This window comes from Streptomyces sp. NPDC096046 (assembly GCF_040303285.1).
Taxonomy (GTDB): domain Bacteria; phylum Actinomycetota; class Actinomycetes; order Streptomycetales; family Streptomycetaceae; genus Streptomyces.
Genome location: NZ_JBEOSZ010000001.1, coordinates 381,366 through 398,912 on the forward strand (window position 1 = coordinate 381,366; position 17,547 = coordinate 398,912).

The window sequence follows — 17,547 nt, forward strand, 5'->3', positions numbered from 1 at the left end:
CCTGCCCCGGACCGGCCTGCCCCGAGGGGACCTGACCGGGTGCGTTGCCCTGCGCGGGGACCGGCATGCCCTGCGGCGGCACGGCCGTACCCGGAGGGGCCGGGGAAGCGGCGACGCCGACCTGGGCGGGAGCGCCCTGCCCCGGACCGGCCTGCCCCGAGGGGACCTGACCGGGTGCGTTGCCCTGCGCGGGGACCGGCATGCCCTGCGGCGGCACGGCCGTACCCGGAGGGACCGGGGAAGCGGCGATCCCGACCTGGGCGGGAGTGCCCTGCCCCGAGGGGACCTGACCGGTGGCGTCCTGCTGCGCCGGAACACCCTGCGCCGGGTCGGCGGACCCCCAGGCGGCGGGCACCGGACCCGCCTGGTCGGGATGCCCCGGCATCCGCGTCCCGGCGCCCTCGGCCGGCTGCGGCGTCGCGACGGCCCGCCGCCGGCGGCCGGTCGGCGCGCTGGTCGGATGCGGCTGCGGCGGAGTGTGATCGGCGGACTGGTCGTGCGGAACGGCGTCGTGCCGCCCTTCCCCGGCCACCCCGTCACCGGCGGAGGCCGCACCGGGAACCGCCACGGCGCCCGGCGTCTGGACCGGGGCCTGCCCCTGGGCGGGCACGGCTCCCGGCGCACCCACGGGAGCGTCAGCGACCTGCTGCCCCTGGTCGGCCTGCGCCTCCTGAGGGGCCGGAGCCGAAGCCGGGGCCGGAGTCTGATCGGCCTCGGCCGGGGGCAGTGCGAACACCGCGCGCGGCCCCGCCGCTTCCTGCGCGGCGGCAGCGGCAGCCGCCCGCTCGTTGGCGGCGGCCAGCGCCCGCCGCCGGCGTCCGGTCGGCTGCTGGGCCTGTTCCGGGGCCGCCTCGGCCGAACCGGCGGACTCACCCCCGGAGGACGCCGCGGGCAGCGCCGGCGGCAGCGCGGCCTGCCCACCGGGTTCCCGCCGGGCGGACGGCGCGGGCACGCCCTGCGGCGGCACGGTTCCGCCCAAACCCGTGTTCGAGGCGGCGGCCCCCGCCGCGTGCTCGGCGGCCGTCATCACGGCCCCCTCGGCGACACCCTGGACGGCACTGCCGACGGCATCCGCATCCGCATCCGCACCCGCAGCCGCGTCTTCGGCCGCGCGCCGCCGCCGCCCGGTCCCGCCGGACGCGGCGCCCTCACCGGACGCCTGTTCCGGAAGGGCGGCCTGTTCCCCGGCGGCCCGGCGCCTGCGCCGCCCGGTGGGTGCGGTCCCGTCGGCTCGGGGAGTTCCGGTCCCGTCGCCCTCTCCACCCGGAACGTCCGCGTCGAGGAAGGCGTCGGTGCTGGACCGCCGTGCCCGGCGCCGCCCCCCGCCGGAGGTCTGCTCGGCGGGTTCGACGAGAGCGAGCGCGGCGGACTCGTCCACCGGCTGGGCGGCGACGGCTCCGGCCCCGCCGCCGATCGGCACCTCGAGTACGTACGCGCTCCCGCTCATGCCCGGCACGTCGTGTGTCTGCAGCACCCCGCCGTGGGCCCGGACGATCCCGCGGACGATGGGCTCGTGCACGGTGTCGCCACCGGCGTACGGCCCGCGCACCTCGATGCGTACGACCTCGCCGCGCTGGGCCGCCGCCACCACGACGGTGTTGTCGAGATAACCGCCCGCCGACACGGGTGTGTTGCCGGTCGCGTCGACGCCCGCCACGTCCGCGACGAGATGCGCGAGGGCGGTCGCGAGCAGCCGGGGATCGACCTCCGCCTCGATGGGCGGCGCGTGCACGGCGAACTGCACCCGGCCGGGCCCGATGAGCTCGACGGCCCCGTCGACCCCGGCCGCGACGACGGCGTCCAGCATCACCTTCGTGCGGGCGACGTTCTCGCTGCCCGCGTCGAGGCGCTGGTAGCCGAGGACGTTGTCGATCAGCGTCGTGATGCGCGCGTAGCCGGCCGACAGGTGGTGCAGCACCTGGTTCGCCTCGGGCCACAGCTGCCCGGCGTCGTCGGCGGCCAGCACGGCCAGCTCGCGGCGCAGCTCCTCCAGCGGGCCGCGCAGCGACCGCCCGAGCAGGGTCAGCAACTGCTCGTGCCGGGCCGCGAGCGCCTCGAACCGGTCCTTCTCCCGCTCCCCGAGCGCGGCGTACCGCTCCTCGTTCGCCGCGAGTTCCTCGGCGTGCCGCTCGGTCAGCTCTTCCACCTCGGTGACGTGCTGCTGGCGCAGCGCTGTGAGCTCGGAGGCGTGCTCCTCGGCGATCCGCTCCAGTTCCTCGGCGTGCCGCTTCTCCGCCGCCTCCTTCTCCTCGACGACGGCGTCGTACGGCCGCCGGTCGGTGAAGGTCATCACGGCGCCGACGAGCTGGTCCCCGTCGCGTACGGGCGCGGTCGTCAGGTCGACCGGGACCTTGCCGCCGTTCTTGGCGTACAGCACCTGCCCGCGCACCCGGTGCTTGCGCCCGGAGCGCAGGGTGTCGGCGAGCGGCGAGTCCTCGTAGGGGAAGGGCGAGCCGTCGGCACGCGAGTGCAGCACGAGGGTGTGCAGCTCGCGCCCGCCGAGGTCGCTGGCCCGGAATCCCAGGATCTGGGCGGCGGCCGGATTGACCAGCACGATCCGCCCGTCGGTGTCGGTGCCGACGACGCCCTCGGCGGCGGCCCGCAGGATCATCTCGGTCTGCCGCTGGGACCGGGCGAGCTCGGCCTCGGTGTCCACCGTCCCGGAGAGGTCGCGCACGACGAGCATGAGCAGCTCGTCGCTGGTGTAGCCGTAACCGTCGTAGGCCTGCTGGCCGTTCTCCAGATTCGCACTGGTGACCTCGACGGGGAACTCGGTCCCGTCGGTCCGGCGCGCGATCATCCGGGTGGGCTTGGTCCGGGCATGCGGATCGAGGTGCTCCGGGCGTCGCATGGAGCCGGGGATGAGCTTGGAGTCGAACTGCGGCAGCAGATCCAGCAGCCCGCGGCCCACCAGAGCGGTCCCCGGAGTCTCGAAGGCCTCCAGGGCGATGGTGTTGGCGTTGACGACCGTGCCGTTGGCGTTGACCAGCACCAACGCGTCGGGAAGCGCGTCCAGTATGGCTGCGAGGCGAGCAGCGCCTCGGGATGGCCTGCTGCTCACGAGACGCTTCCTCCCTGTTACCGCACCTTGCCGACCGCTCGGGCCATCTTGCCAACCGTCCCGCGGCGTGTCACGCGAGGGAGTCTAAGGGCTGCGGTTGCGCTCGCGACGCCGGATGAGAGCGAGGTCGCACGAGGAAGTGACACCGAACTGACGACCGAGTAAGCGGAAACGCCCGCCCTCCTGCGACGACGTCGCGGGACCTTCGCGGGACCTTTACAGCGACGGACTTTCTGTACCTTTCGGCGGACCGGCGTGATGAGGGCGGCGAGTGGCGCATACGAGTAGGGGGCGCCGGTCGGCGGACCGGCGCCCCACTGCCTCGCTCCCCCACCGTCCTTCCACGGGCGGACGGCTCAGGCCCTGGTGCCCGCCTCGCCCCCCACTCCCGGCAGCAGCGGCACGAGCCGGTCCCAGCGGGAGATCTGGCAGCCGTCGCGGCGGTCGTAGGTGGCGTCGACGGGACGTCCGGCCCAGGTGCCGGTGACGTGCGCGGTGGCGGGTCCGCCGTACTGCATGGTGCAGAAGCCGCCTTCCGGGGCGGGAGCGAAGACGTCCTGTCCCCACTGCGTGTCCCGCTCCAGGGCGGCACAGGCGCCGTGCGGGTCCGGGTGGCTGCCGCCGTCGGGGTCGCAGTACAGCTCGAACGTTCCGTCTGCTCCGCCGCCGGCGTTACGGACGGTGACGGTGAGGTGATCGCGGTCCGGGCCGTCGCCCGGCCGGGTCGGGAACGACAGGCCGGCCTTGTCGGCCTGGGCATAGGCGGCCGGGGACACCGCCGTCAGGGACCCGGCGGCGGCGATGGAGGCGGCGGCCGTGATGAAGAGGCGCCGCAGGGCGGGGCGGGCGGTGGCCCGGGGAGTGGCACGCAACATGCCCTGCCTAACGCGGCACGGCCCCGGATGTTGCGCGCGGCCCCACGGGCGGAGGCCCGCACGGGCCTGACAAGGCCTTTGCCCCCCGCCCTTCCCGCCTAGTACCGTGGGGGTCGATTGGTGACAGCACGCTCGACTGTGTCATCATCGGCACGCACCGCTCGCGCTCGCGCGGGAGTGATGCTGGAGGCGTCGCCTAGTCCGGTCTATGGCGCCGCACTGCTAATGCGGTTTGGGCCTTACAGCCCATCGAGGGTTCAAATCCCTCCGCCTCCGCACTCGATCACGAAGCCCCGGTCAGCCGACCGGGGCTTCGCTGTCGTTGCCCCCGACAGTGCGGCCGGAAGTGCCGTTTCCGCAGCTCACAAGGGGTGCGGCTAACGGATTTCACATGGCGGCGGCAGTCATGTAATGTTCTTCCTGTCGCCGCGAGCGAGCCGGAAGGCCCGAGAGCGGCGAAAAAACAGAACAAGCACTCGTAGCTTAACGGATAGAGCATCTGACTACGGATCAGAAGGTTGCAGGTTCGAATCCTGCCGAGTGCACAGCAGACCAGAGGCCCTGTGGAGTGATCCACAGGGCCTCTGGTCTTTGTCTTGACGGCGGTTTCCGGCGGCAACCGCGGGTCACACGGCGATGGGGTATACGTTCAGGTCCTTGCCTTTCGTCCCCTCTGTTGCCATCACCTCTCTCGCTCCGATAGAACCCGATACGCGCGGATCATCACCTGCTATCCGCTGCTGGTGGTGACGTGCCCACGCTCTCCTCCGGTGGGGGTGTCCGCGGAGTGACAGCACCGCGCCCCGGGCGGGTCGCCCGGACCACCATGCGAGTCAGGGGGGTATCACCACATTGGCAATGAACAGGGGTGAAAAGGGGCTGTTCGGTGGCATAGCCGTCTTGGCTGTGGTGCTGCTTCTACTGCTACTCGGATCTTGTGGCGACAACTGTGACGATGCGGCGTCGACGCCTACCGCGCCGGTCACGATCACGGCCACTCCGAGCCCAGCTGGGAGCCAGGTCGGTAAGAGCGTCGACAGTGCCTTGGAGCGAGTAGGGCAGACCGGGCTGAGCGTTGCGGTGCACGACGCCAGCGACCGGGACGAGAATCCGGGCGGGGACTGGACCGTGTGCTTCGAAAAGGCGACCTTGAGCAAGGTCGACTTCGCTGCCGTGCCAGACGGGGCACCGTGCCCGAAGAAGGATGGTCAACGCATCCCTTGGCCCAAGATGCCGAACGTGAAGGGCTCCACGTACGCCGACGCGGTGGAGAAGCTGGGTGATGCCGTCGGCGCGGTAGCCATCGAGGCCGCTTACGAGGACGAGGCGGCCTACGACACGAACAACGAATCTGGTGAGTACGCGAGCTGGAAAGTGTGCTTCCAGAGCGTCAAGGCTGGGACGAGACTGGCGCAAGAACCAGATGTCGTCGTGCACGCCGTAGAGAAGGACGAGGCGTGTCCGTTGTCGAAGGGGCTGTACAAGAACCCCGAAAACGATCCGGACTACCTCGATCGGCAGTACGCCGAACCTGACGATGGAACGTCTGCTGACGACGGATCGTCCGCTGACGACGGCAGCAGTGGGGACAGTGGTAGCAGCAGCGAGAAGGATTACTCCCCGGGTGATAAGGGCGGATGCCCGCCTGGCGGTTGCTACAACCCGTGTCCGCCCGGGGGCTGCCGGTAGCGCGCAGGGGCCCGCGCCAGTTACTCCTGGCGCGGGCCCTGCAGCGGAGTGAGATCTCCGACCTGATTCAGGGCCGCGCTGCATCCCCGACACGCTCGAACGCCAAGCGCTGAGAGTCGAGCCGTACGAAGGTGTAGAGATCCATGGTCACTGGGATGGAGCTGTGGCCGAGGACTTTCATGATCATGCGGGCCTCGGCGCGCTGTTCGTGGAGCAACGAGGCGCAGGTCGTGCGAGCGGACCCTACGGACGCGGCGCCGACGCACAGAGCCTCCAGGGAGCGGTTCAGGTTGCGCGGCTCGATGAGGGTCCGTTCTTCATGGGTCGTGACGTGAGGCAGCTCAGGGCCTTGCCCACCTCGTAGATGGTCGGCCGGTCTTCGGGAGCATGGCTGAGCATGGCTTCGATCAACTTGCCCAGCTCACCGGGCGCCTTGACGGGGCGGCGTCTGCCGTTGGCCACGGCCTCTCTCTGGACGGGGCGCGGAGCGTCGTCCGGATACTCGACAGCCCGCCAACCAGTGGCCGAAATCAGCAGGGAGGCGCCGAGGGCGTAGACGTCGGCTTCCGGCGTGGGCTCGGCTTCACCCGTGGCGAGCACGCTGCGCGCGATCTCCGGCGCTTCGTAGTGGACGAGACAGCCGCGGAACGGGAAGTCGTACCCCTCGGGGACGTGTCCGCCTCGGGACAGAGCCAGGTCGATCAGATGCGTCCGTTCCGGCCCGACGATGAAGTGGGCGGGCTGCACGTCGCCATGGGCCCAACCTTTGGCGTGCAGTGCGGCCAGGGCCTCGACACAACCCAGCGCCACGCCGGCGTGCGGTGCGACGGACGCGCCGTTGCTTCGGCAGGGCTCCCACAGTCGGTACAGGTCCGGCCCTTCATGCCACGGCTGGAAGTTCCACGTTCCGCCCTCCCACTCTCCGTACGCGAAGTCGTCGAAGCCGAGGCGATGCAGTACGGCACCCTCGCGTGCGGGCGCGAGGGCGGTCCAGGGCTGGGCGGGCCAGTCGGCCGTAGCCTCGATCGGATAGCCGACCTTGACGGCGTAGTGACCTCGATGGCTCTGCACCTCCCAGACCATGGAGCCCCGGCGGTTCAGGACCAGGCGCTGAGACGTGGGCATGAGGGCGTCGAGCACAACGATCGGCAGTTCAGAGGGTGAGCCGGACAACGTCTGTTCTCCTTCCGGGCGAACGCGGCCGACCACGAGTCGAGGCCGGCCGCGCCGCTGCTGTCTTGCTACGCCTGGCCGTACGGGCGGCCGCAGTCGGAGTCGCACTGGGCAAGGTTCGTGCCGTCCACCGTCCACAGGTCATCGAAGACCATGAAGCCCGCCGTCTTCATGGCACGTGCCGAAGCGGCGACCTGCCTCGGGTCACGGGCACCACCACCGGGCTTCGGGTTGTGGTGCAGGAAGCGGCCCGCGTACCGCTCGCACAGCTCGGCGTACTCCTTCGTGTGCAGGATGAACGCGTGAAGGCCCAGGTCCACGTCGTCCGACGGGACCATGGGGACGATGGCGGTGGCTGCGGTGACCACGAAGGCGACCGCCTGGTCCGCGATCCGCTCGGCACGCTCGGGTGACTGCCCGCTGTGGACGGCCACGAAGTGGGCGAGGCTCTGGAACAGCTCCTCGCCAGCCACCGCGCGGCCGGTCCTCTGATCGTTCGCCGTTGCCGTCATGCGAGTACTCCCTCTTTGGGTAGTGGAGCGTGGTACTTACGGGTTGGGAGGCCGCCCCGAACGGGGGTGGGGGAACCGGGGAATGAGCACCCGTCCGGGGCGGCCGGTCTACTGGCCGACAGCGAGAGCCATGCCGATCACCAGGCCGCACGACCCGCTGATCAGGATGATGAAGAGGACTCCCGCGTATCGGCCGATGGCGCGCATCACAGGCCGTTCCTGCTGTTGCCGTTCTTGATGGCCAGGCGGGCGCTCAGTTCCTCCCGAGCACTCGGCTGCGCCACCTTGTCCGGCATGGCATCCCACTCCCGGCCGCCGCCGATGGGCCGTATCTGCACTCGGCCGCCGAGCTCACCCATGACGATGCCGATACGCCCCTTGGCGGTGTCCTTCGCCAGTTCACCGATGCCTGGTCTGGTCTGCTGGTTGCTCGCCATGCACACGAGCATCGCGATCGGAGGGCCGCCGCTAAAAGGTCAGGCTGATTACCCAACTTGGGTAACATCGCCGGAAGTAGAGAACCAGCGACGTGGCGTAGCCCTCGCAGTGTGGGAGCTTGCCGATGCCCGAACCGGACCGGCCGCAGGAACTGCCGGCCAGGCTGCTCACCGATCCCGAGATGATCGATGCGTGTCGGGTCCGGGACTTCGCCAGAGTCTTCCGGCTGGTGAAGGTCAGGGCGGGGATATACCCGTCGATGATCGCCCGGCGTTGTGACCTGACGCCGAGCCGAGTGGGCGAAGTCATCGCAGGCCGACGCCACTTGCAGCACATGGATGTCATCGAGCGAATCTCAGACGGCTTGCGCATCCCAGGAGACATGCTCGGGCTTGCCCGCCGAGCGTGGGAGACGCCCCAGGCCTTCGTGGTCGACGAGCGCGAGGCGCCCCAGATGTCGGAGCCGGAGCAGCAGGCCCCCGCGTCTCTGCCTGGTCCCGATGTGGACAGCATCTTGGCGCTGGCCACGCGAGCCAGTTTGAACAAGGCCACGCTTGAAGCTTTCCGCTCTTCGATCGAGGACTACTGGCGACGGGACGACCAGCACGGTGGCGAAGCACTGCGGCCGCCATCGTTGGCCAGCTCCGTTATGTCGTCGGGCTCTTGAAGGAGAGCCGATCACCGTCGATCCAGAACGGCCTGTACGGCATCGCGGCCGAGCTGGCGCGCCTGACTGGCTGGACTTACTTCGACGCCCGCCAGTACAACCAGGCTCGCGCCTACTTCACCGAGGCCCTGCAACTGGCGAAGGAGATCGACGACCGGCAGTTCATGGCCAACGTCCTCGCCTGCATGAGCTTGCAGGCGACCTACCAGGACAAGCCCGCGGACTCGTTGGCACTCGTGACCGCAGCCCAGGATCAGGCTGGGTCAACACTCGGCAGCACGCCACGCGTTATGTCGATGCTGGCCATGCGGGAAGCGTTCGCCCACGCCACCCTCGGCAACCGTGATGACACCCACCGGGCGATCGGGGAAGCGCACAGCCAATTCGAGCGGATCGGGGCGAGCGATCCGGACCCCTCATGGGTGACCTACTTCGATGAGCCGAAGCTCATCGTGGACACGGGCATCGCCCATGGCCGTCTGGGCGAAGCGGCGACTGCCGAACCCTTGATCGCAGACGCCCTGCGGCGGGAGGACCACACCAACCAGCGAGGCCGCGCTTTCCACTCGTTCTGGCTGGCCCGCACACAGTTGGACCAGGGCAAGCTCGACCAGGCGTGCCACACCGCCACGCAAGCCCTGGAGCCCGCGTCGGCGGTGGCCTCCGAGCGTGTGTCAGGGCACCTCAGGGAGTTCTACGACCAGTTGGCCCCACATAGGCAGGAGCCCGTAGCCCTTGCCTTCGAGGCGCGGCTACGGGAACTCCTCCCGCCGGTCAGCGGATCACTTCATCCATGAGCAGGTAGAGCAGGCCGACGAGTGATCCACTACTCACGACCTCGCGGCGGTCTATCATCCCGCGCACCTCTGAGAGCGGGATCCACTCGATGCGGTCGGACTCGTTCTGCTCCGTGGGCGGACCGGCGTACGTGGCGCCGTCGATGCGGAAGACGTGGTGCTGCGAGTCGGTGATCCCATTGGCCGGCTCGGCATAGATCAGAGGCTTGATCGGGCCGGGACGCCAGCCGGTCTCTTCCAGGACTTCACGTGCCGCAGCTTCTTCCGGGGTCTCACCGTCCTCGACCAAGCCCATGGGTAGCTCCCAGGCCCACGAGTCCGTGATGAAGCGGTGTCGCCACATCATCAGGACCTCTTTGCGGTCGTTGACCACGGCGGCAACGGCCAGGTGCCGGAGGCGGACGACGTGGTACTCCCACCTACGTCCGTCCGGCTGTTGGACGTCGACCAGACACAGATTCACCCAAGGGTTGGTGTAGACCTGACGCTCACCGTGGGTCTTCCACTCCATACCTGCGGCCCCTCTCGATCGGACTCCAGGATCTCAGACCGATCTGAAGGCCTGTGCGAGTTCCCAGCTTTTCGCGTCACATTGACGAGATGTGTCGTCGAGGACCCGCCGGCTAGGAGGGAGCGTCAGACGGACGAACTCACGAGCGACGGCGGGGGATGTCGCTGAGACCTCGGCTTAGGAAACTGCGAGCACTCGGGGTGTCTACGGTCGTTGAGCTGGCCAATTGGGCTGCCAAAGCTGCCGCCCCTCGCGTATGTCGTCCGTTACGGGATGAGCGGCAAATCCCCGTCCGGCTCGGCCTCGCGCTGCTCGGGGGCCGGAGCTCCCGGCTGTCCGGGGACCGCAGTAGTCGGCACGGTGACTGTCTCCTTGGGTCCGAACATCAGGCTGGACGGCTGCTGTGTCCGCCGGTCGGATACGACGATCCCGCCGCGCCACTTCCCCGTGGGGCCCTGGTACCGGAACTGCGGCTTCTTCAACCGCCGCCCGAACTGCTCCCGTAATGGCCGGTAAGCGTCGTCACAGTGCACGTTCCACGTCACGTCGCCCAGGTAGGCGTGGCATGCGATGGGGAAGAGCAGGGAGGATCGTGGTCGTCGCCGGTGGCGACTCCGTGCCGTGAGGCCGCTCCGCGTCGGCCGCGCCCCGTTGTCAGTGGTGCCCCCTACGCTCGGCAGGGATGGCACAGGCATGGAAGTGCTCGGGGCTGCGCTGGTCGGCCGATGGTCCCGAGCTGCTCTGGGACGGCGGTCGGCGCAGCGCGCTGACCCGGGGGAAACGCGTGGCCTTCAGGGTCGTGGAAGGGGGTGCGCGCACGTGTGTGGGGGCTCGGGGGCATGCGTGCCCGGTGAGTGCGGTCGTGCCGGGGCGCAGTACGGGGGCGCGGTGCGAGGAGTGTGCGCGGCTGGACCGGGCGCACTCGGTGGCGGCGGACACCATCGCCGACGATCCCCGGCCGTACCACGTGTATCTGGCGTGGTTCGGGCCCGGCATGGTCAAGGTCGGGATCACCGCGCAGGAGCGGGGGTCCGCGCGGCTGCTCGAACAGGGGGCCGTCTGTTTCAGCTGGCTCGGCGTCGGTCCGCTCATGGCCGCCCGGCGTACGGAGGAGCTGCTCAGGGCCGCCCTGCGGGTGCCCGACCGGATTCCGTACGCCGAGAAGAGGGCCGTGCGGGCCGCGCTGCCGGAGGCGGCCGCCGACCGGGCGGGTGAGGTCGCCGAGCTGCACGAGCGGGCGGTCGCGCTCCCCGCGTGGCCGGAGTCGCTCGTACGGAAGCCGCTGCGGGTCGTCGACCATGTCGGGGTGTTCGGGCTCGCGGGGGTGCCCGTCGCCGTCGGGGGCGTGAGCGAGCTCGTCTCCGGGGGTGCGGTGGGCGGCGAGCTGGTCGCGGCAGCCGGACCCGATCTGCACCTGGCCACCGGGGACGGCGTCGTGGTGCTCGACACCCGGCTGATGACGGGGTGGGGTCTGATGCCCGCCACCGGGGAGGGGCTGACCGTCCCCCTGCGTCCGTTCAAGGAGGCGGGGGGCGTGCAGGACGGCCTGTTCTGACCCGCCCGGCCTTCCCAGGCGTTTCCTGAGAAGCGCCTGTGTGTTTCTCAGCGAAATCACAGCTTGCCGAAAGTGTGCTCTCAGAGGCCCTCGACATCGTGTTCACATGACCACGACCTCGCCCCAGGGGCGCACCGAACTGCTCAGGCCGGACGGGAGCCCCGTCCGCGTGCTTGTGGTGGACGACGAGCTGTCGATCACCGAGCTGCTGTCCATGGCCCTGCGCTACGAGGGCTGGCAGATCCGCAGTGCCGGTGACGGCACCGGCGCGGTCCAGACCGCTCGCGACTTCCGGCCCGACGCCATCGTCCTCGACATGATGCTGCCCGACATGGACGGGCTCGCCGTGCTCGGGCGGCTGCGCCGCGAACTGCCGGACGTGCCGGTGCTGTTCCTGACCGCCAAGGACGCCGTCGAGGACCGGATCGCGGGACTGACGGCGGGCGGCGACGACTACGTCACCAAGCCGTTCAGCCTGGAGGAGGTCGTCGCGCGGCTGCGCGGGCTGATACGGCGCTCCGGCGCCGCCGACCGGCGCTCGGAGTCCATGCTGGTCGTCGGAGACCTCACCCTCGACGAGGACAGCCACGAGGTGACCCGGGCCGGGGACGACATCCACCTGACCGCGACCGAGTTCGAGCTGCTGCGGTTCCTGATGCGCAATCCGCGGCGCGTCCTCAGCAAGGCGCAGATCCTCGACCGGGTGTGGTCGTACGACTTCGGCGGTCAGGCCAACGTCGTCGAGCTCTACATCTCCTACCTGCGGCGCAAGATCGACGCCGGGCGCGAGCCGATGATCCACACACGGCGCGGTGCCGGGTACCTGATCAAGCCCGCGGCCGCATGAGCGGTCGACGACGGCAGCGTACGCAGCAGCAGGCGGTCGGCCGGCGGGCAGGCAAGCCGCGCACCCTGCGGACGCGGCTCGTCGTCGCGTGCGTGGTGCTGATCGCCGTGGTGTGCGCGGTGATCGGGACGGTGACGACGCTGGCCCTCAGCTCCCATCTGTACGCGCAGTTGAACGAGCAACTCGACGCAGCCGCGTCCAGGGCCGCGTTCAGCCCACCCCGCGAGCCCGGTGACGACGGGGCCGACGCGCTCGCGAAGAACAAGGGGGAAAGCCTCACCGCCTTCGTCACGAGGGGGCCGCAGCCGGGCGGTACGGTCGCCGCCAAGATCGAGGGCGGCCGGATCACGCAGTCCGCGTACGGCGTCTCCGATGACAGCTACCACATGAGCGCGCGGTCGCTGAACGCCGCGCAGAGAGCCGCCCTCGCCTCCGTGCCGCAGACCGAGGGACCGCCGAGCACCGTCGACATCCCCGGCCTCGGTGAGTACCAGGTCGCGTACGAGAGCGGTGACAAGGGCAGCTACTACGTGGCCATCCCGACCACGGACGTCACCGACACCATCAACACCCTCATCCTGGTCGAGGTCTGCGTCACCGGCGCCGGTCTCGCCGCCGCCGGTCTCGCCGGTTCCGTACTGGTCGGCGTCGCCACCCGCCCCCTGCGCCGCGTCGCCGCCACCGCCACCCGGGTCTCCGAACTGCCCCTGCACACCGGCGAGGTGAACCTCAGTGAGCGGGTCCCCGACTCCGAGACCGACCCGTGCACGGAGGTCGGACAGGTCGGTGCCGCGCTCAACCGGATGCTGGACCACGTCCACGGGGCGCTGCACGCACGGCAGCGCAGCGAGACGCGCGTCCGACAGTTCGTCGCCGACGCCAGTCATGAGCTGCGCACTCCGCTCGCCTCCATCCGCGGGTACGCCGAACTCACCCGGCGGGGACGCGAACAGGTCGGCCACGACACCCGGCACGCCCTGGGCCGGATCGAGTCCGAGGCCGGCCGGATGACCCTTCTTGTCGAGGATCTGCTGCTGCTCGCCCGGCTCGACGCCGGACGGCCGCTCCGGTTCGAGCAGACCGACCTCGTCCCGCTCGTCGTGGACACCATCAGCGACGCCCGGGCGGCCGGCCAGGACCACAACTGGCGGCTCAACCTGCCCGACGAGCCCGCGCTCGTCTCGGCGGACGCGGCCCGGCTGCACCAGGTGCTCGTCAACCTGCTCGGCAACGCGCGTACCCATACACCGCCCGGGACGACCGTCACCGCGCGGGTGCGGTGGCACGAGGGATGGCTGTGCGTGGACGTCGAGGACGACGGGCCGGGCATCCCGGCCGCGTTGCTGCCACACGTCTTCCAACGGTTCGCGCGCGGCGACTCCGCCCGCACCCGCGCCACCGGCTCGACCGGTCTGGGCCTCGCCATCGTGCAGGCCGTGGCCGACGCGCACGGCGGTGCCGTCACGGTCGACAGCGTGTCCGGGCGGACCGTGTTCACGGTCCGTCTGCCCGCCCCGCCGCCCCAGCCGGGGCAGGATTCGACGCGGCAGCGGCACTCACAGGCACGCCACAGCGTCACCACACGGGCACAACAGGGCGCCTGACGACAGTCGGTCCCATGCGAACCGACTCTTCTCCCGGCACCCTGCCGGCGCGGGAGCACCTCCCGGCCGCACCAGCCGGTACGCCTGTCCTGGACGTAGTGATCCCCGTCTACAACGAGGAGAAGGACCTCCGGCCGTGCGTCCGCAGACTGCACGAGCACCTCGACCGGACGTTTCCGTACCCGTTCCGCATCACGATCGCGGACAACGCCTCCACGGACACCACCCCGCAGGTGGCCGGACGGCTGGCGGCGGAGATCCCCGAGGCCGCCGTCTTCCGCCTGGAGCAGAAGGGCCGCGGCCGGGCCCTGCGGGCCGTCTGGTCGGCCTCGGACGCCCCGGTCCTCGCCTACATGGACGTGGACCTGTCCACCGACCTCAACGCCCTGCTCCCGCTGGTGGCCCCCCTGATCTCCGGCCACTCCGACCTCGCCATCGGCTCCCGGCTGGCCCGCAGTTCGCGGGTGGTGCGCGGCCCCAAGCGGGAGTTCATCAGCAGGGCCTACAACCTCATCCTGCGCGGCTCGCTCCAGGCGCGGTTCTCCGACGCCCAGTGCGGCTTCAAGGCGATCCGCCGGGACGTGGCGCAGGTGCTGCTGCCCCTCGTCGAGGACACCGGCTGGTTCTTCGACACCGAGATGCTGGTGCTCGCCGAGCGCGCGGGCCTCAGGATCCACGAGGTGCCGGTGGACTGGGTCGACGATCCCGACTCGACGGTCCACATCGTCAAGACCGCGACCGACGACCTCAAGGGCGTGTGGCGGATCGGCAGGGCGCTGACCACCGGTTCCCTGCCGCTGTACCGGCTCGCCCGGCCGTTCGGCGACGACCCGCGCGACCGCGACATCAAGGGCGTGCCGACGGGACTCGCCCGCCAGCTCGTCGGATTCTGCGTGGTCGGAGCCCTGTCCACCCTCTTCTACCTGCTGCTCTACAGCGGCTTCCGGGTCTTCACCGGCTCCCAGGCAGCCAACGCCCTCGCCCTGCTGGTCTCGACGGTCGCCAACACCGCGGCCAACCGGCGGCTCACCTTCGGGGTGCGCGGGCGCGGCGGGACCGTACGGCACCAGGCACAGGGCCTGGTCGTCTTCGGTATCGGGCTCGCCCTGACCAGCGGCTCGCTCGCGGCACTGAACGCGGCGTCCTCCGAGCCCGCGCACTCCACCGAACTGGCCGTCCTCATCGCGGCCAACCTCGCGGCGACGGTCCTGCGGTTCCTGCTCTTCCGGGCCTGGGTGTTCCCCGACCGGCGCGAGGACGACCCGTCGGGCGCCACCCCGTACGGCACCACCACCCCCACCGGCTTCACGCACGCCGGCACCGGCCCCACCGCTGCCCCCACCGGCTTCACGCACGCCGGCACCACCGCCTACCGCACCACCCCTTACGACACCGCGCAGTTCCGCGCCGCTGAGGCCGCGGACGGCACCGTGGGGGTGCCCCCGCTCGAGCGAAGCCGAGAGTGGGGGAGGGAGACCACCCTGCACCTGCAGCCCGTGCGCCCGCACGACACCGACACGAGGGACATCCGATGACCGTCCACTTCGACCGACCGGCCATCGACGCGGACACGAGTCCCGGCAGCCGGACCCGCACCCCGTCCCCGACACCGGCCCATGCCGCCGGCTCCCCCAAGAGGCCCTTCGTGCAACGGATCTGGCGCGGCCGGCCCGAGGACCCCCGCTGGGCCCGCCCCGCCTTCCTCGCCCTGCTGCTGGCGACGGGCGTGCTGTACCTCTACAACCTCAGCGCCTCGGGTTACGCCAACTCCTTCTACTCGGCGGCCGTACAGGCCGGCAGTCAGTCCTGGAAGGCGTTCTTCTTCGGCTCGCTCGACGCGGCGAACGCCATCACGGTCGACAAGCCCCCGGCCGCCCTGTGGCCCATGGCCCTCTCGGTGCGGCTGTTCGGCCTCGGCTCCTGGGCGATCCTCGCGCCCGAGGTCCTCATGGGCGTCGGCACGGTCGCCGTCGTGTACGCGGCCGTCCGGCGCCGGTTCGGTCCCGCGGCCGGACTGATCGCGGGTGTCGTGCTCGCGCTCACCCCCGTCGCGGCGCTGATGTTCCGCTTCAACAACCCCGACGCGATGCTGGCGCTGCTGATGGCGGCGGCCTGCTCCCTCGTCGTCCGCGCCCTGGAGGACGGCCGCACGAAGTGGCTGCTGTGGGCCGGAGCCGCGATCGGCTTCGCCTTCCTCGCCAAGACCCTCCAGGCCTTCCTGATCCTGCCGCCGCTCGCCCTCGTCTACGGCGTCTGCGCCCCGGTGACGGTGAGGAAGCGGATCGGGCAGCTCGCCGGGGGTCTCGCCGCGATCGTCGTGTCCGGCGGCTGGTGGGTCGCGATCGTCGAACTCTGGCCGGCCTCCTCTCGCCCTTACGTCGGCGGCTCGCAGAACAACAGCTTCCTGGAACTGACCTTCGGCTACAACGGCCTGGGGCGCCTCAACGGCGAGGAGACCGGGAGTGTCGGAGGAGGCGGTGGCGGCGGGAACGGCGGCGGCGCCTGGGGTGAGACCGGCTGGGACCGGCTGTTCGGCTCCTCCATCGGCGGCCAGATCTCCTGGCTGATCCCGGCCGCGCTGATCCTGCTCGTCGCCGGACTGGTCGCCACGCGCAAGGCCCGCCGGACCTCCGCGACCCGGGGCGCGTTCCTGGTGTGGGGCGGCGCGCTGCTCACCACCATGTTGGTCTTCAGCTACATGCAGGGCATCTTCCACGAGTACTACACGGTCGCCCTCGCCCCCTACATCGCCCCGCTGGTCGGCATGGGCGCAACGCTGCTCTGGGAGAAGCGCGACAAGGCCTGGGCGTCGCTGAGCCTGGCCACCGCCATGACGGCGACCGCCGCCTGGGGATACGTCCTGCTCAACCGCTCCTCCGACTACCTGCCCTGGCTCAAGTGGTTCGTCCTGGTCGGCGGTCTGACGGCCGCCCTCGGCCTGATCTTCGCCGGTCGGCTGGTGCCCCGGCTGGCCTTGGGAGCGGCAGGGCTGGGTGTGGTCGCCGCGCTGGCCGGTCCGGCGGCGTACACCCTGACCACCGTGAACGAGGGGCACACCGGCTCGATCGTCACAGCGGGTCCGACGGTGGCGGGCGGCCGCGGCGGACCGGGTGGTGGCGGTGGTCCGGGCGGTGGCGGCTTCCCGGGCGGCGGGCAGAACCAGCAGAACCAGAACCAGCAGAACCAGCAGAACCAGAACCAGCAGAACCAGCAGAACCAGAACCAGCAGAACCAGCAGAACGGCAACGGCTTCCCCGGAGGCGGGTTCCCCGGCGGCCGGAACCAGCAGGGCCAGGGCCAGAACCAGCCGAACGGCGACGGCGGCGCCATGGGCGGCGGCGGTGGCGGTATGGGCGGCCTGCTCAACGGCGCCGGCGTCAGCTCCGAGGCCAAGAAGCTCCTGGAGACCGACGCCGACCGGTACACCTGGGCCGCCGCGGCCATCGGCGCCCAGAACGCGGCGAGTTATCAGCTGTCCACCGGCGAGCCGGTGATGGCGATCGGTGGTTTCAACGGCACGGACCCGTCCCCGACGCCGGCCCAGTTCAAGAAGTACGTGGCGGACGGAAGGATTCACTACTTCATTGCCTCCGGAGGCATGGGCGGCGGCATGGGCGGCGGCAGCGACGGCGCGTCCTCCCGGATCACCTCCTGGGTGGAGGCAAACTTCAAGAAGGTCACGGTCGGTTCGAGCACCTTCTACGACCTCACACAGAAGGCGAGCGGCTGACACGTCCCTGACCGGACGAGGGGCGGTGGCCGAAAGCCACCGCCCTCCGCCGTGCCCGACGCAACCTCGTTGTACGCCGTATAGGAAC

The 17,547-nt window shown here is 70.6% G+C and carries 12 protein-coding genes, 2 tRNA genes and 1 pseudogene; 9 read left to right on the top strand and 6 right to left on the bottom strand.

Annotated features, from left to right (window positions below; translation table 11 throughout):
• Positions 1 to 2,992, bottom strand: a 2,992-nt coding sequence (locus ABTX62_RS01810; protein ID WP_502997890.1) for a PAS domain-containing protein, incomplete at its 3' end; no start/stop codon positions are given.
• A 425-nt stretch (positions 2,993 to 3,417) separates the two neighbouring features.
• Positions 3,418 to 3,837: an SSI family serine proteinase inhibitor gene (locus tag ABTX62_RS01815; protein WP_502997891.1), complete on the bottom strand. Its 420-nt coding sequence runs from the start codon at positions 3,835 to 3,837 to the stop codon at positions 3,418 to 3,420.
• A gap of 284 nt (positions 3,838 to 4,121) precedes the next feature.
• Here ABTX62_RS01815 and ABTX62_RS01820 point away from each other — a divergent pair.
• The 3 genes from ABTX62_RS01820 to ABTX62_RS01830 all read left to right on the top strand — a co-directional run bounded on the left by ABTX62_RS01820 (position 4,122) and on the right by ABTX62_RS01830 (position 5,625).
• A tRNA-Ser gene (locus ABTX62_RS01820) sits at positions 4,122 to 4,212 on the top strand.
• Positions 4,213 to 4,408: 196 nt separating this feature from the next.
• Positions 4,409 to 4,481: transfer RNA gene (locus tag ABTX62_RS01825), tRNA-Arg, on the top strand.
• Positions 4,482 to 4,794: 313 nt separating this feature from the next.
• The gene (locus ABTX62_RS01830; protein WP_352114322.1) at positions 4,795 to 5,625 is read left to right on the top strand and encodes a PASTA domain-containing protein; all 831 of its coding nucleotides are present in this window, start codon (positions 4,795 to 4,797) and stop codon (positions 5,623 to 5,625) included.
• 285 nt (positions 5,626 to 5,910) lie between these two features.
• On the opposite strand, the gene ABTX62_RS01835 is transcribed toward ABTX62_RS01830, so the two are convergent.
• The 3 genes from ABTX62_RS01835 to ABTX62_RS01845 form a co-directional block, all read right to left on the bottom strand.
• Entirely contained in the window at positions 5,911 to 6,798 is an 888-nt protein-coding gene (locus ABTX62_RS01835) for a protein kinase family protein (protein ID WP_352114416.1), read from the bottom strand.
• Positions 6,799 to 6,866: 68 nt separating this feature from the next.
• The gene (locus ABTX62_RS01840; RefSeq protein WP_352114323.1) at positions 6,867 to 7,310 is read right to left on the bottom strand and encodes a glycine-rich domain-containing protein; all 444 of its coding nucleotides are present in this window, start codon (positions 7,308 to 7,310) and stop codon (positions 6,867 to 6,869) included.
• Positions 7,311 to 7,516: 206 nt separating this feature from the next.
• Complete coding sequence (locus tag ABTX62_RS01845; RefSeq protein ID WP_352114324.1) at positions 7,517 to 7,759, bottom strand: hypothetical protein; 243 nt, start codon at positions 7,757 to 7,759, stop codon at positions 7,517 to 7,519.
• A gap of 113 nt (positions 7,760 to 7,872) precedes the next feature.
• Here ABTX62_RS01845 and ABTX62_RS01850 point away from each other — a divergent pair.
• A pseudogene (locus ABTX62_RS01850) lies at positions 7,873 to 9,212 on the top strand (NsdA family TPR-like regulatory protein).
• Here the strand turns inward: ABTX62_RS01850 and ABTX62_RS01855 are convergent.
• A complete protein-coding gene (locus ABTX62_RS01855) occupies positions 9,190 to 9,723 on the bottom strand; it encodes an NUDIX hydrolase (RefSeq protein WP_352114325.1) in 534 nt (177 codons plus the stop codon). The pseudogene ABTX62_RS01850 and the gene ABTX62_RS01855 overlap by 23 nt on opposite strands.
• Positions 9,724 to 10,405: 682 nt before the next feature.
• Between ABTX62_RS01855 and ABTX62_RS01860 the strand changes: the two genes are divergently transcribed.
• The 5 genes from ABTX62_RS01860 (at position 10,406) to ABTX62_RS01880 (ending at position 17,459) form a co-directional block, all read left to right on the top strand.
• A complete protein-coding gene (locus ABTX62_RS01860; RefSeq protein ID WP_352114326.1) occupies positions 10,406 to 11,278 on the top strand; it encodes a DUF2797 domain-containing protein in 873 nt (290 codons plus the stop codon).
• 106 nt (positions 11,279 to 11,384) lie between these two features.
• Positions 11,385 to 12,125, top strand: a complete 741-nt coding sequence (locus ABTX62_RS01865; RefSeq protein ID WP_352114327.1) for a response regulator transcription factor — start codon at positions 11,385 to 11,387, stop codon at positions 12,123 to 12,125.
• A complete protein-coding gene (locus tag ABTX62_RS01870) occupies positions 12,122 to 13,729 on the top strand; it encodes a sensor histidine kinase (protein ID WP_352114328.1) in 1,608 nt (535 codons plus the stop codon). The genes ABTX62_RS01865 and ABTX62_RS01870 overlap by 4 nt, the downstream gene beginning before the upstream one ends.
• Before the next feature lie 14 nt (positions 13,730 to 13,743).
• Positions 13,744 to 15,264 carry a bifunctional glycosyltransferase family 2/GtrA family protein gene (locus ABTX62_RS01875; RefSeq protein ID WP_352114329.1) on the top strand — a complete coding sequence of 507 codons (1,521 nt, stop codon included), beginning with the start codon at positions 13,744 to 13,746 and terminating at the stop codon, positions 15,262 to 15,264.
• Positions 15,261 to 17,459 carry an ArnT family glycosyltransferase gene (locus ABTX62_RS01880; RefSeq protein WP_352114330.1) on the top strand — a complete coding sequence of 733 codons (2,199 nt, stop codon included), beginning with the start codon at positions 15,261 to 15,263 and terminating at the stop codon, positions 17,457 to 17,459. Before ABTX62_RS01875 ends, ABTX62_RS01880 begins: the two co-directional genes overlap by 4 nt.
• Positions 17,460 to 17,547 lie beyond the last annotated feature (88 nt).

Bases quoted from the DNA above. Each gene is read 5' to 3' on its own strand.
- ABTX62_RS01840 (WP_352114323.1), bottom strand. From the start codon at position 7,310: ATGACGGCAACGGCGAACGATCAGAGGACCGGCCGCGCGGTGGCTGGC.
- ABTX62_RS01860 (WP_352114326.1), top strand. From the start codon at position 10,406: ATGGCACAGGCATGGAAGTGCTCGGGGCTGCGCTGGTCGGCCGATGGT.
- ABTX62_RS01875 (WP_352114329.1), top strand. From the start codon at position 13,744: ATGCGAACCGACTCTTCTCCCGGCACCCTGCCGGCGCGGGAGCACCTC.
- ABTX62_RS01845 (WP_352114324.1), bottom strand. From the start codon at position 7,759: ATGCTCGTGTGCATGGCGAGCAACCAGCAGACCAGACCAGGCATCGGT.
- ABTX62_RS01855 (WP_352114325.1), bottom strand. From the start codon at position 9,723: ATGGAGTGGAAGACCCACGGTGAGCGTCAGGTCTACACCAACCCTTGG.
- ABTX62_RS01880 (WP_352114330.1), top strand. From the start codon at position 15,261: ATGACCGTCCACTTCGACCGACCGGCCATCGACGCGGACACGAGTCCC.
- ABTX62_RS01870 (WP_352114328.1), top strand. From the start codon at position 12,122: ATGAGCGGTCGACGACGGCAGCGTACGCAGCAGCAGGCGGTCGGCCGG.
- ABTX62_RS01830 (WP_352114322.1), top strand. From the start codon at position 4,795: ATGAACAGGGGTGAAAAGGGGCTGTTCGGTGGCATAGCCGTCTTGGCT.
- ABTX62_RS01865 (WP_352114327.1), top strand. From the start codon at position 11,385: ATGACCACGACCTCGCCCCAGGGGCGCACCGAACTGCTCAGGCCGGAC.